15 protein-coding genes and 1 pseudogene are annotated in these 12,468 nt (G+C 44.8%); 8 read left to right on the forward strand and 8 right to left on the reverse strand.

Annotation, left to right across the window (positions count from 1 at the left end):
• Nucleotides 1–70: 70 nt before the first annotated feature.
• The 3 genes and pseudogenes from ACK1LH_RS05240 to ACK1LH_RS05250 form a co-directional block, all read right to left on the reverse strand.
• The gene (locus tag ACK1LH_RS05240; RefSeq protein ID WP_411334652.1) at nucleotides 71–1,213 is read right to left on the reverse strand and encodes a glycosyltransferase family 4 protein; all 1,143 of its coding nucleotides are present in this window, start codon (nucleotides 1,211–1,213) and stop codon (nucleotides 71–73) included.
• The gene (locus ACK1LH_RS05245; protein ID WP_411334653.1) at nucleotides 1,210–2,166 is read right to left on the reverse strand and encodes an NAD-dependent epimerase/dehydratase family protein; all 957 of its coding nucleotides are present in this window, start codon (nucleotides 2,164–2,166) and stop codon (nucleotides 1,210–1,212) included. Before ACK1LH_RS05245 ends, ACK1LH_RS05240 begins: the two co-directional genes overlap by 4 nt.
• A pseudogene (locus ACK1LH_RS05250) lies at nucleotides 2,163–3,452 on the reverse strand (UDP-glucose dehydrogenase family protein); the annotation flags it as partial. The gene ACK1LH_RS05245 and the pseudogene ACK1LH_RS05250, both read right to left, overlap by 4 nt.
• A 202-nt stretch (nucleotides 3,453–3,654) precedes the next feature.
• Here ACK1LH_RS05250 and ACK1LH_RS05255 point away from each other — a divergent pair.
• A complete protein-coding gene (locus tag ACK1LH_RS05255) occupies nucleotides 3,655–4,740 on the forward strand; it encodes a glycosyltransferase (protein ID WP_411334654.1) in 1,086 nt (361 codons plus the stop codon).
• 20 nt (nucleotides 4,741–4,760) lie between these two features.
• Here the strand turns inward: ACK1LH_RS05255 and ACK1LH_RS05260 are convergent, their stop codons facing one another.
• Together ACK1LH_RS05260 and ACK1LH_RS05265 are read right to left on the reverse strand one after the other, a co-directional pair.
• Nucleotides 4,761–5,552, reverse strand: a complete 792-nt coding sequence (locus ACK1LH_RS05260) for a HipA family kinase (RefSeq protein WP_282034835.1) — start codon at nucleotides 5,550–5,552, stop codon at nucleotides 4,761–4,763.
• Nucleotides 5,553–5,572: 20 nt separating this feature from the next.
• A complete protein-coding gene (locus ACK1LH_RS05265; protein ID WP_051865048.1) occupies nucleotides 5,573–5,848 on the reverse strand; it encodes a hypothetical protein in 276 nt (91 codons plus the stop codon).
• A 152-nt stretch (nucleotides 5,849–6,000) separates the two neighbouring features.
• Between ACK1LH_RS05265 and ACK1LH_RS05270 the strand changes: the two genes are divergently transcribed.
• A complete protein-coding gene (locus ACK1LH_RS05270; protein WP_029282531.1) occupies nucleotides 6,001–6,351 on the forward strand; it encodes a DUF1360 domain-containing protein in 351 nt (116 codons plus the stop codon).
• Between the two features lie 92 nt (nucleotides 6,352–6,443).
• Here ACK1LH_RS05270 and ACK1LH_RS05275 read toward each other — a convergent pair whose 3' ends face one another.
• Together ACK1LH_RS05275 and ACK1LH_RS05280 are read right to left on the reverse strand one after the other, a co-directional pair.
• On the reverse strand, nucleotides 6,444–7,241 hold the full coding sequence (locus ACK1LH_RS05275) for a hypothetical protein (protein ID WP_411334655.1): 798 nt from the start codon (nucleotides 7,239–7,241) through the stop codon (nucleotides 6,444–6,446).
• Nucleotides 7,242–7,345: 104 nt separating this feature from the next.
• Nucleotides 7,346–8,059 carry a hypothetical protein gene (locus ACK1LH_RS05280; protein ID WP_029282527.1) on the reverse strand — a complete coding sequence of 238 codons (714 nt, stop codon included), beginning with the start codon at nucleotides 8,057–8,059 and terminating at the stop codon, nucleotides 7,346–7,348.
• Between the two features lie 212 nt (nucleotides 8,060–8,271).
• Between ACK1LH_RS05280 and ACK1LH_RS05285 the strand changes: the two genes are divergently transcribed.
• The 5 genes from ACK1LH_RS05285 to ACK1LH_RS05305 all read left to right on the forward strand — a co-directional run bounded on the left by ACK1LH_RS05285 (nucleotide 8,272) and on the right by ACK1LH_RS05305 (nucleotide 9,777).
• Complete coding sequence (locus ACK1LH_RS05285; protein ID WP_029282525.1) at nucleotides 8,272–8,595, forward strand: hypothetical protein; 324 nt, start codon at nucleotides 8,272–8,274, stop codon at nucleotides 8,593–8,595.
• Between the two features lie 91 nt (nucleotides 8,596–8,686).
• Nucleotides 8,687–8,830 carry a hypothetical protein gene (locus ACK1LH_RS05290; protein WP_158001587.1) on the forward strand — a complete coding sequence of 48 codons (144 nt, stop codon included), beginning with the start codon at nucleotides 8,687–8,689 and terminating at the stop codon, nucleotides 8,828–8,830.
• Nucleotides 8,831–8,872: 42 nt separating this feature from the next.
• Nucleotides 8,873–9,154 carry a hypothetical protein gene (locus tag ACK1LH_RS05295; protein ID WP_139015472.1) on the forward strand — a complete coding sequence of 94 codons (282 nt, stop codon included), beginning with the start codon at nucleotides 8,873–8,875 and terminating at the stop codon, nucleotides 9,152–9,154.
• A gap of 92 nt (nucleotides 9,155–9,246) precedes the next feature.
• On the forward strand, nucleotides 9,247–9,381 hold the full coding sequence (locus ACK1LH_RS05300) for a YjcZ family sporulation protein (RefSeq protein ID WP_081414023.1): 135 nt from the start codon (nucleotides 9,247–9,249) through the stop codon (nucleotides 9,379–9,381).
• 141 nt (nucleotides 9,382–9,522) lie between these two features.
• On the forward strand, nucleotides 9,523–9,777 hold the full coding sequence (locus ACK1LH_RS05305; protein WP_029282521.1) for a stage VI sporulation protein F: 255 nt from the start codon (nucleotides 9,523–9,525) through the stop codon (nucleotides 9,775–9,777).
• A gap of 37 nt (nucleotides 9,778–9,814) precedes the next feature.
• Here the strand turns inward: ACK1LH_RS05305 and ACK1LH_RS05310 are convergent, their stop codons facing one another.
• Nucleotides 9,815–12,073, reverse strand: coding sequence for an ATP-dependent helicase (locus ACK1LH_RS05310; protein ID WP_411334656.1), 2,259 nt, complete (start codon nucleotides 12,071–12,073; stop codon nucleotides 9,815–9,817).
• Between the two features lie 154 nt (nucleotides 12,074–12,227).
• On the opposite strand from ACK1LH_RS05310, the gene ACK1LH_RS05315 reads away from it, so the two are divergent.
• Nucleotides 12,228–12,455, forward strand: coding sequence for a hypothetical protein (locus ACK1LH_RS05315; RefSeq protein ID WP_411334657.1), 228 nt, complete (start codon nucleotides 12,228–12,230; stop codon nucleotides 12,453–12,455).
• The last annotated feature ends 13 nt before the right edge of the window (nucleotides 12,456–12,468 follow it).

Here is a 12,468-nt window from a genome sequence, read left to right on the forward strand (position 1 = left end):
TTTCGCATATAAGAAGATCTGCAGTTGAAGGTGAAACAAATGCAAATAAATGCAAAAAAAAAAAGGCTCTTCAGCCGGAATTGTGCGCATGTAAATAAATGTTTTCAAGTTTTTCTGCAGTATGCTGGAAAGAAAAGTTCTTCTCGGCATACTGCCTCCCTTTTTTTCCTAGGGAAACGGCGCTGGTGCTGTCAGCAAGCAGCTGCGAGATGGCTTCAGCAAACGCATTTGTCTGGTCGTATTCTTTGATGATGAGGCCGTTCATATGATGATTGATCACCTCCGCATTGCCTCCACGGTCCGTTGTGATGATCGGAAGGCCTGCCGCCATGGCTTCGTAATGAATCCGGGCGAGCGGTTCGTGCCACTGGGAGCTGCAGACGAGAAGGTCACCCATGAGCAGGATGTTTGGAATGTCTTCGGATGGAATGTATTTTGTAAAAAGAACATGCTCGCCTAATTTGGCCGCTTCATCGTACAGGAACTGAACATAGTCGTTGATGCCGTCTTCGCTGAACCATTTGCCGCCAACGATGACAAGGATTGCATCGGGGTGCTCCCGGATCACTTGCTTCATCGCTCTGATCAGCAGATGGGGGCCTTTCGTTCTGCTCAGCCTGCCAATGAAGAGAATGGCTTTTTTTCCGTTCAGTCCGTATTTCTCACGCCAGAGTGCTCGTTTTTGTTTTCCTTCCGCTGAATCTCTTGGCAGAAAAGATGAGAAGTCAACGCCTGAATAAACCACGTGTGATTTGGTCTCCGCATCAGGATAGCGGAACGTGACCGTCCTCTTGATATATTCGCTGACTGTTGTAATGGCGTCGCACATGCTCAGTGCTTCAAGCGCCTGCTCCCGCTTCAATTTTCTAGTGGAAAACATGTCGTTGTGAAGGCTGACAAACAGCTTGCTTTCCGGAGAAGCCTGTTTGTATCGCCACAGTTCTCCTGGCCGATTGAAGACGTGAATATGAGAATAGAATTTGCCTTCGATATCTATGGCTGTTTGTTCGTGAAATGACGGTCTTTTAAACCGGATATACTGTATTCCGTTATGTTCATTTGTATCAGGCAGCAGAGGATCTGTAATGGAGTAGACCGTAACTTCGTGATTCCTGCTGAAATAAGGGAGAATGCCATCGAGCATAAGCTGGATGGCACCCCCTTTTACAGCAGGGGACGGCAGTTTTTCTGTGCAGATAAAGGCAATCTTCATAGCGGATCCTCAAGCAGAATACGTTTCATATAGTCATATTCTTTTCGCAGTCCCTCTTTCAGCGGCACATCCGGGGAATAGCCGAGCACATTATTTGCAAGAGAAATATCTGCATGGGTATGTTTCGGTTCGCCGATTGCCGCAGCCAGGAATTGAATATCTGCTTTCCGTCCTGTAATCAGCTCAATCTCTCTGATCAGGTCAATGACGGATGCCCTTTCTTTTCCCCCGATATTAAAGATCCTGCCAATTGTATGATCAGCATGCATCACAGCAGCCGTGCCTTTTACACAATCATCTATATAGGTAAAATCCCTCGTTTGAGAACCGTCTCCAAACAGGGTAAGCGGCTGATCTGTCATGATTTGTTTGAAAAAGCGGTGAAAGGCCATATCAGGTCTTTGCCGCGGGCCGTAAACGGTAAAATATCTTAGTATAACTGCAGGCACCCCAAAACTGTGGTTGTAGACAGAGCACAGATGTTCACCTGCAAGCTTTGTGACGCCATAGGGGGAAAGCGGATTAGGCATCGCGTCTTCAGAAACTTTTCCGTGTTTGTAGCCGTAGATGGAGGACGTAGAGGCATAGATGAATTTCTTAAGTGATGTGCCTTTAGCCGCTTCCAGCAGTTTTTGTGTCGCCAGAATATTATTTTCTGCATAAGGATGAAAGTCTTTTCCCCAGCTTGAACGAACGCCGGGAATGCCGGCCAGATGATAGACGACATCTGCTTTTTCTATTAGCTCTTTGCAGTCAATCTCCATAATGGATTTTCTGATGAGCTGAAACCGGGAATGGGTTAAAAGCTTATGCAGATTTATGTTTTTTAAAGGTTCCGGCACAGGTCCGATCATGCAATCAATGCCTGTAACCGTATTAGCCTCATTTTCCAGCAGTTTTTCGCATAAATGAGATCCGATAAATCCTGCACAGCCGGTTACAAGAATGTTCATAGGCGCCCAACTCCTTCATAGATAAGTCCTGCTGCGCGTATCACTTCCGGCACAAGACAATTTCTCGCATCCAAAAGCGTCTCGCCTTTCATGAGCTGTTTAACCCGCTGCCAGTCAAGATTCTTGATTTCCTGCCAGTCCGTTGCGAGAATCACAACGTCTGCTCCTGTAACTGCATCATACGGATCACTCGTCTGCTTCACACCGCTTAAGTGTTCAGGAAGAGAGGCTTTAGGGTCAAAAGCGGATACTTCACAGCCCGCTTCATTCAGGGCATGTATCAAGGCTGCAGCGGGAGATTCACGGATATCATCTGTTTCAGGCTTAAAGGCAATCCCTAAAACCGCGGTCTTCACAGCCGGAAATGCAGGAACCAGTGATTTCAGTTTCTCAATGTAAACGATCAGCTGACTTGCATTCACTGATTGAACCGCATCAAGAATAAGTGCTTCAATGCCGCTGCTTTTGGCTGTGTAGCTTAATGACTGAAGATCTTTCGGAAAACACGAACCTCCGTAGCCGATTCCAGCCTGCAAAAAAGCAGGTCCAATCCGGTTGTCAAGGCCAATTCCCCTCGCCACATGCGTAATATCAGCCCCGTATTTTTCGCACACTCTTGAAATTTCATTGATAAAGCTGATCTTTGCGGCAAGAAAAGCATTTGATGCGTATTTAATCAGCTCAGCGCCTTCATAGTTCGTTATCACTTCAGGAGCATCAATTCCTGCGTACAGCTGTTTAAGCAGCTGCAGAACCCGCTCATTTTCCTCAAACAGTCCATATACCATTCTGTCTGGGGACAGCATATCCTTAAGGGCAGAACCTTCCCTTAAAAACTCGGGATTAGAGACAATGTCAAGAAGATCAGGGCCGTAGCCTTTTTCTCTGAGTGAGTTCAGAACAGCGCGGTTCGTTCCAGGTGGAACCGTACTTTTAATGAGGATTACTTTATAGGCTGCAATGTTTGCAGCAGCATCTGCCAGCGCTTTATAAAGAAAGCTTAAATTTGAACTGCCATCTGGAAGGGAAGGTGTCCCCACTGCCAGAACGATTACTTCCGCCTGGTTAATACCTGAAGCGAGATCATCTGAAAAACGGAGCCTGTTTTTATTTTCTTCAATCAGCTCCTGAAGTCCAGGTTCATAAATGGGTATCCTTCCGGCCTGCAGCATGGTGACTTTCTTTTTATCCTGGTCGATGCATGATACCCGGTGGCCAAGACTTGAAAGAACGGCTGCCGTTGTCAGGCCCACATAGCCTGCACCAATCACGCACACATTCATAGTAGAAACCCCTTTCTAGAAACCTTCTCCCATAACCTATTATGAAACAAGCATAAAACGTTACAGAATCAGGATAAAAACTTGTGAAGGGGGGCTTTTTCTATGGACAATATGCACCAAAGTCCATAGATGAATAGGCTGACAGCATAAAAGATGAGTGAAGAGGCACAGCTGTGCTCTTAAGAGGAGGAGTGAATTTTTCCAGATGGAAACGATCGCGCACTATCTTATGGAAGATGTGAAGGTCAATCAGCGGTTTATCTACAATCAGATGGTCTATCAGGGAAAATACCGGTCAATTGTGATCGGGCCTTTTCAGAGAAAGGAAGATACCGAGTTTCCAATGGACCATTTCTATAATTTGAATGAAATTTCAGATTTGGCGTCTTTTTTCAAGGAACAGGAAGTAGCCGCCATCCACGCACACCACGGCAAGCATGCAGTGGATGTGTTTCCGCTTGCCATGCAGCAGCAGCTTCCTTTTATCATCAGCATTCGGGGATCAGACGGATCTTCTCAAAGCGAAGTTCTATATAATAAGAACTTTTCACGTTACCGGACGATGGTCGCATACAGCAGCCTGTTTGTTCCTGTATGCGAATACCTTGGAAATGAGCTTCTGAAGCTTGGTGTTCCAAAAAACAAGATGAACGTGCTCTACGGAGGAATCGATTTGGATGTGTTCCCTTTTCAAAAACGGATTCCGCCTGAGGACGGTGAATTTGTCATGATATCGGTTGGCAGGCTTGTCCAAAAAAAGGGCCATGAAACACTGCTTCGCGCCTTTAAAAAAGCCCATGAACTATTTCCGAAAATAAAGCTTAAAATTATTGGCGGCGGGAAAGAACGGCTGAACCTTGAAGCGCTGGTAAAAGAATTGAATCTGGAAGGGGCGGTAACGCTTCCCGGGAAAATGAGTCTGTATGACATTGCGGAAGAGTTGAAAAAAGCCCATCTCTTTTGTCTGCCGAGCGAAGTGGCTCCAAACGGTGACGTTGAAGGAATACCTAATGCACTTAAAGAGGCAATGGCAATCGGACTCCCGGTTATTTCCACCAGACACGCAGGAATACCCGAACTGATTGCGCATCTGAAGACGGGGTATCTAATTGAAGAAAGAAATGTGCAGCAGCTTGCAGACGGAATGCTTTCCTTTCTCAGGTCAAGCGATGCATGGGGAGAGTATACACATGCAGCAAGAGCGGTCATTGAGGAAAAATTCGATTTAAGGAAGCAGCTGATCAAACAGCATGAAATGTATGAGTGTTTTTTGAAGATGAACAGAAGATAAACGCAGGCCGGGGGCTGCGTTTATTTGCGTTCCAGCATATTCCGGTTTGCCCCAAATACTAAGTCTGGAAGGGCGGCAATTTCAGGTCGGGTTAAAAAATCCGTCAGCCGTTCTTTTTCCCGTTCTGTCACTTCCCAATCCACAGGAATGGCGTCCACGATTTCCGCTATTTTCTGTTTGTTTATCGACATGATTTTTTCTGCAAATTCATACAGCGGGTCAGCATCAGGGAGCAAAGAACTGGCCCATTTGTAAACAGGCATATCCAACCGGTAGACTGGCGTGTCCCGAAGAGTATGCATATCCCAGCTGTACATGCCGGGAAAACACCGTCCATGATCAATCATCCAAAAGAAAACGCTCCCATCCTTCTTTTCTTCAAAAAGAATATTCGTACGGCTTCTGTCATTGTTATTGAGCCACTGATCAAAAATAAGCATGCCGGCAAGGGCATCTTCGTTTTGCACATACATAGCTGCTGAAGACTCTTGAAGTTCCTGATAGGATTTCACTTGATTTAGATAAGGAATGGCAAGATGTATTCCAGCCCGGTAAGTTCCGCGGCTGTCAGCCGGAATTTCCCCAAGTGATCGTTCAGACAGTTCTAATGCAGCAGCGGGCAAAACAGGGAGCTCGAGAAGCATCCCGAGCTTTGCCGCCAGCCATTCATTCACTAGTTCCCGCTTTCGATAATCCCGCACTTTGTAAAATTTCACAACATACAGACAATCATCAGTGAACTGAAACAGATGAGCATAATTTCCTTCAAGTGTCTTTACGTATTTGACAGGCTGAAACCCCTGCTGAGACATATCCCATCCCCCTTAAGCCGTTACTCGTCTTCGCTTCCGACCGTTTCATCTCCGAGAGGCATTTCAATGCCGGTGATTTCATCAAGCTCAAAAGAAACGGACTCTCCTCCGTTTTTATAAAAGCGGTCAATTAAGAAGGAGGCCGTGCCGGATTGCTCATCAAAAGATTCAAAGGCTGCCTCATAATAGACTTTTTCTCCAGCGTGGACATTCACTTCGTCGCCTGGTGCAAGTTTTGCAAGCTTCATAGAAATATCATCCTGACTTTCATTGTTGAAAAACAATACTTTGCTCATAATATCCTCCTCAAACGTCCATTTACTAAACAGTATATGTAGGTGAGCCCCGGAAAGTATGGATATTTGACCAGTAAACCGATAACTTCGGCATAAACACTAAAGCAGCTCATAAAATGTAACATCATTCGTTTGAAGAAAAGGAGACATCTATGATAGCATGGATCGATTTTCTATTATTGTTTCTTGCGAGCTTCAGGCTTACAAGATTGCTTGTATACGATAAAATAACCGCCTTTGTCAGACGTCCCTTTCACAGGGAAGCAGAAGAAACGCTTCCCGATGGCAGCACGATTGCCTATATTGAAATAAAGGGAGGGGGCCTTCAGAAGTGGATCGGCGAATTGCTCAGCTGCTACTGGTGCACCGGCATATGGACATCGGCCTTCCTGTACGGAATCTATGTTTACATGCCTGATCTTGCCTCACCGCTTATTTTGATTCTTGCAATTGCAGGGTGTGCAGCGATTGTTGAATCCATTATTGAAAAACTGATTTTTTAATAGAAACCGGGAAGGAGTCTTAATGGGAGACTCTTTTTTGTTTTTTTTTCAGTTTATGGCCGGATAAAAAATACCGGCGGATTCCCGGCCGGCTATTGTAGGCTTATTTTATTCAAAGAAGGAATTCCATTTGGGAGCTCTTTTGCATAAACAAATCCGTTTACCGCCGCCGCGCGTTCAGGAGGAAAAGGAAAGGAAATTTCAAAACTTGAAAAGACGAGCGTCTGGCCGGGCTCAACCAGATTTTCTTTTAGGGGTTTCAACCAGTATTGGCCGTCTGTCCGCACGCGTTCCCGCCAATTTTCATGAACATGCCTCCAGAGAGGTCCGGGTGCGTCATCAAATAGGTTCGTGTCATCCATCTTACGCTGAAGAATGATTTTTCCGCTTAGTGAACCGTAGGAGACAGGCGTAATCTGCAAGCAGATGACCGGCTGCTGAAGAGGCTTATTTCCGGTGTTTTTTATCACAAAATCCCCGAAAACGGTCAATGGCTCATCGTCCTCTTTTGGCAGGAGAATGGATGCCTGAAAGTGGGCTGTTGCCCCAATGACCGGCGCAATGACAGCAGGTTTCGCCTGTTCTTCCTGCATGAGCAGTTTTTTCCGGAGATCAGATGACCGTTTTTTTTCTTCCTCAAGCGCAACTTCGAGGGTCAGAACTTTTTTTTCGAGTTTGAACACTTCTTTTTCAAACTGATCAGTATGAGTGTGAAGAGCCTCATTCAGCTTTTCCTGAAGATACTGGTTGCGGATCAGCTCTTTTTTTACTTGATTGTCTGCATCGTTCACCAGCTGCTGCATACGGCTCAGTTCAGAACGGTAGTGGAGGATTTGCTGCTGCAGCTGCAGCGTGCGTTCACCTGCATTTTGGCTATCCTGCTTTTTCATGGCGTGAAACTCCTTTCTGAACTTCCTACTGCATATGTATGAAGAAAAGGTGAAAATCAAACCAAAAAAATAAGAGGCTGTATAAGAACAGCCATCTTATGTTTTTAGTGCACTGGGAAAATATCAGGGCATTGCGGCGGGAATTTGTCTTTCATGTCACATACATTGATTGCTTCTGTCAGCTCTTCGCGAGGCTTGCAGATTTTAGCTTCTACTTCAAGTTTCACATCAGCTTCCATTTGTACGTCTAAGCAGAATGTAATGGATACATCAAGCTGAGAGAATACGTCTGTGCAGACTAATGTTGCGTCACATTCGAAGTAGTTTACGTGACATTCAAGCTCAGTTCCTTCTGGAGCGCAAAGGATGAATGTTTGAGCAGTTGCAAACGGAATCGCTTTTGATTCACAGATGACATCGTCATTTGCGTCAAGAAGCTCAACTGTTACAAACCCTTTTACAAGAACTTTCACTTTTTGCAGTGTTACTTCGTCACCATTTGGAAGGTTTACTGTTACATCTGTGCGTTTGTCATATGGTGAAATTTCCATGCAAAGGAATGATTTGCTGTCGTCGCCTGTGTCGATGCGATTTCCATCTTTATCGCTTAGGAAGCAGTTCACTGTAACGTCTTTAGAACGTCCCTTTTTCTTAAGAAATTTACAGATGTCGTCTGTCTTGCCATCGCAGTCAAACAAATTATCTAGATCGCAGTCATTTACACTGATTAGCGGCAGGTCCACTGGACGTGTAACCCAGTCATACACTTTGCGTGTTTTGATGCATACTTTTTCTTTTTCTTTTCTGGAATGACTCACTGTTGTTTTCCTCCTATCTTAATTTCTCCCGTCCATTTTAATGAACAGATACATTAGGTGTCGGGACTAATGTATAGTATGTTTTTTCCCAATTTGTGTGCCGTGATAAGAGCGGAAATTTAGGTGAATGTCAGTTTCCTGCATAATTCGCCTGCTGGCTGAATTTCATATTAGTAAGGGAATAATTCAATATATGGATGGGGGAGAGGAATGTGACAAATCAGCAGACGGAAAACATCAAAGCCCTTAAAGCAAGAATTACTTATTTGCAGAGAGAGCTTTCCCATACAAGGGCACAGCTGCTTGACTATGAAGATGACGGTTCTTATCAGGAGCTTCTTAAAGAAAATAAAGAATTGAAGGAAAAGGTATCTCTGCTTGAAGGAGAAAACCTTGTTCTATTTGAACTTCTAAAGAAAAACAAGAACTCTGAAGAAGAAAATGATGCAGTCCATGCGGATAAATATTATGATTCCTGGTTTATCAGCAATCTGAAAAACCAGGCGGCAAAAGACAATAAAAAGACAGAAGAGTAGGCTTCAAGCAAGATTATTGGTACTTTCGCTGAAGTCAAAGCCCTTTCTTCTGACATAATGTAGAAATAGGAACAGCAAAGGGAGGATCAGCATGATTTATAAAAAAAGCTCAAAAGCACCAAAAGTAAACAGTGCCGTGTACCATGGCTCTTCCCAATACAGTCAGCAGCAATTAAGCGGCGGCAAAAAAGCAGGCTGCGGCTGCGGCAAGAAAAAAATCGTTGTAAAAGATTAATGGAAACAAATAAACGTCCCCTGATGTCAGGGGGCTTTTATTTTGTCTATGATCTCTTGCGAACAGAGTATAGTCGGCGGGAATAGGCTGGGAGTAGAGGTGAAGTTCATGAGCAAGCTGAGCGGTGAATTTGAAAAGTTTATGGATAATCATTTCGGCCGTCATGATGACATACAAACAAAACATTCAAAATGGATGGGGCAAAAGGAAAAGGATCTTGGTGCCCTTGAGCGTACGGCCGATGCATTTGAAAAACGAATGGAACAGTTGGCAAATGATGCGGAAAGATGGATGTCAGATCAGGAAAAACGCCTTAAAAAGTAAATTTCCGCAAATAGCCTGATGAATCTGTCCAGCCATTCAAAGCTGTCTGACATATGATGTAGAGACGAAAGGCAGAGGGAGGTGGCTAAGATATGGGTTACGGATATTATGGCGGCTGTGGTTACGGCGGCGGTTACGGCGGTGGCGGCTACTACGGTTCTACATTTGTACTAATCGTAGTATTGTTCATCCTGTTGATCATCGTAGGTGCTTCTTTCTACAACTAATTGAACAGCTTTAACTGAGCAGAAGGTACGGGCGAGAGTCCGTACTTTCCTCTTTTTATTGAGGTCGGATTATGAAAAAAGATAGGCACACACAAGACTCAGTTTCATAGGATATATCATCGTAAAGGAGGCAGCAAAAAAATGGATAATCACTTCTTTAAAAACCTTGAAAAGAAAACAGGTGTAAACATGAAGGAAGTTCTTGATCTTGCCAATTCCCTTCAAAACGCCAACTTCAAAGATGAAAATACGGTCCGCGGCGTCATCCGCCGTGTATCCCAAATTGCCAACAAGCCGGTTAATAAAGAGATGGAAGACAAAATTGTAAACAGCATCGTAAACGGCAAAGAAAAACTTGATTTCGGCACAATCTCAAAAATGATCAATAAGAAATAACGAAAAGACCTCTCAGCCGAGAGGTCTTTTTGCGTATTTAGGGTGTAATCAGCCCTCTGATAAACCTTGAAGGTATCGCCCGGCGCCCTCTTCTGTACTGGGGAACCGATACGGAGAGTGACGTCCTCGCTCTTGTCATTGCTACATACATAAGCCTGCGTTCTTCTTCAATCGGCTTTTCATCCCCTTTGCGGAAGGAATCAAGGGCGAAGTCATGAGGCAGTCCTCCGTCAACGGCACCCAAAATATAAACATGCTCATACTCAAGCCCCTTTGCACGGTGCACCGTCATAAGCTGCACCGCATGAGGATCCCGTTTTTGCCGCCACTCTTTTGACTTTGCGGTCATATGATCGGCATGTTCAAGAAGCTCAGCAATCGTTTCGAATTTGCCGGCAAGAACTCGGACATCCTTCAGGTCATCAGAGCCTTTTTCAATGGCGTTGCCTTCATTTCCGCGTTTTTTCAGGAAATCTGAAAAACCCATTTCCTTTTCAATGACATCAATGGCAGCTGCCGGCCGCATCAGACGTAGCTTTTTAAACAGCGGAACGATTTTCTTGATTTTTGCTTTTTGAAACGGCTGCAGGGACTCGAGCTTGGCAAGGGCTTCTACAAATGTACAGTCATGTGTAATGGAAAATGCTTTAAGGTCATTTAACGCGCTTTGTTTAATAAACAGCGCACTCATGACGTGAACAATCGCAGCCGAATCATCGGGATTCAGTCCAAGCCGTAAATAGGCAAGAAGTGATTTGACCATTCTTCTTTCATAAAAAGACAGTCCTTCCTGTTCAATCGTAAACGGGATGCTTGACTGCGCAAGGCGTTCAAAAATGGCCCGTCCCGACGTGTGAGTCCGGTAAAGAACGGCAAAATCGCCTGGCTTTGACCCGCTTTCAAGCTTTTCCTTCATATCATTTACAACAAGCGTCGCCTCTTCTTCTTCATCAAATGGAAAGAAAAACAGGGGAGGTGTGTCATTTTGATATTGCGCGTTCATCGCTTTTTGATGCCGCTGCTTATTTTTGGAGATAACGGAATTCGCGCTTGCGACGATCTCATGGCTTGAACGGTAATTCTCAGCCAGTGTCACGATTTTCGCCCCCGGAAAATCATGCTTGAAATTAAGGATGAAGGAGGGATCGCTTCCTCTGAACGCATAAATCGACTGATCATCATCCCCGACGACACAAAGCTGATTTGTACGGGAAGAAAGCATTTTTAAAAGCTCATATTGCACAGGATTAATATCTTGAAACTCATCGACGAGAAAATACTCAAACCTTGCCTGGTAAGCTTTAAGAAGCTCCGGATTTTCTGAAAGTAGCTCATAGCATTTGATAAGCATGTCATCAAAATCGAATTGTCCCTGGGCACTTTTCATTTCTTCGTAGTTTTTATAAAGAGTCAGCACCTGTTCTTCAAATTCGTCAGCAGGCTTGATTTCGCCTGCTGTCAGGTAGGTGTTTTTCCAGTAGCTGATCTGCTGGAGGGCCTGGTCATAAGGGAATTCCTTCTCATTGAGTCCCAGGTCTCTGCCGGCCGTTTTAATGTACTGCTCTTTCTGCCAGTCCCATTTAATCAGATGCTGTCCGTTCCATCTTTCTGGATCGCTGTGCATCAGGATTTTGTAAAAAATGCTGTGAAAGGTTCCGCAGACAAGTCTTCCGGCACCATGTACAGCATGTTCGCTCAGCCGGTGCTTCATTTCCTGCGCCGCTTTGGACGTGAATGTGACGAGCATGATTGAGCCAGGGTCAATGCCCTGCTTTTCCATCATGTATAAAGCCCGTGTTGTCAGAACTCTTGTTTTGCCGCTGCCTGCCCCCGCAAGGACGAGAAGCGGTCCATCTATTGTTGTTACAGCTTCAAGCTGAGTATCGTCCAGGCGTATTTCAAGGACGCTGTTTGCCGCTGATTTTTCTTTGATTTGAAGCGGTCTGTCCATCTTTGCAAGCTGATAAGACTTCCAGCCGGCTTCTTTTTTATCACTGCTCTCTGAAATGGATCTTCCTGCAGGCAGCCTGAAGCCGTTCAATTCCTTATAAACCGCCTCTTTGGATGCTGCCGACTCCTGAACGGCCTGACTATACTGCTCACACTGTTCGTGAACGGAATGATCCGCGTGAATAAAAGCGGGTTCCTGTTTAATGCTCATCTGCATTTTCAGCGGCTGGCCGCAGCATGCACAATGAAGTTTTCCGTGCAGGCTTGCTTCATATATCTGCTGATAGCGTTCTCTTGCAAGGTACGGGAGCTGAATGTATTCATCTTTATATTTTCCGCAAATCAATGAAAGTCCCCCCGATTCATTTATGTAAACATCTATTCTCATTTTAAAGTCACAAACCTTATCTTATCAAAAGGAGAGAAAACAAAAAAGGGGCAGGATAATTCGTTTTAAAGGACGAATGTATGGGAATAGTCTCTTAAAAGGGGTGATGAAGATGAGTTTTGCCGTACCGCCAGTGCCTGAACAGTATGTACAGTATGCAAACCGCATGGTGAAACATCAGCAGGATTATGCAAAAGTACCTGGTGCAGCAAGCATCAGTCTTTCCCTGTACCCAAGAGAAGAGGTAAAAGAAAAAGCCCGGCCGGAGGAAAAACGGACGGACCAAAAAGCTGTAAGCAAGGTGACCGGAAAGGGACTGCTTTTCAGCGAATCCATTTAAAGAGAAGGAAAGA

Origin of the sequence: Metabacillus indicus (assembly GCF_046603695.1) — a bacterium.
Taxonomy (GTDB): Bacteria; Bacillota; Bacilli; order Bacillales; family Bacillaceae; genus Bacillus_P; species Bacillus_P indicus.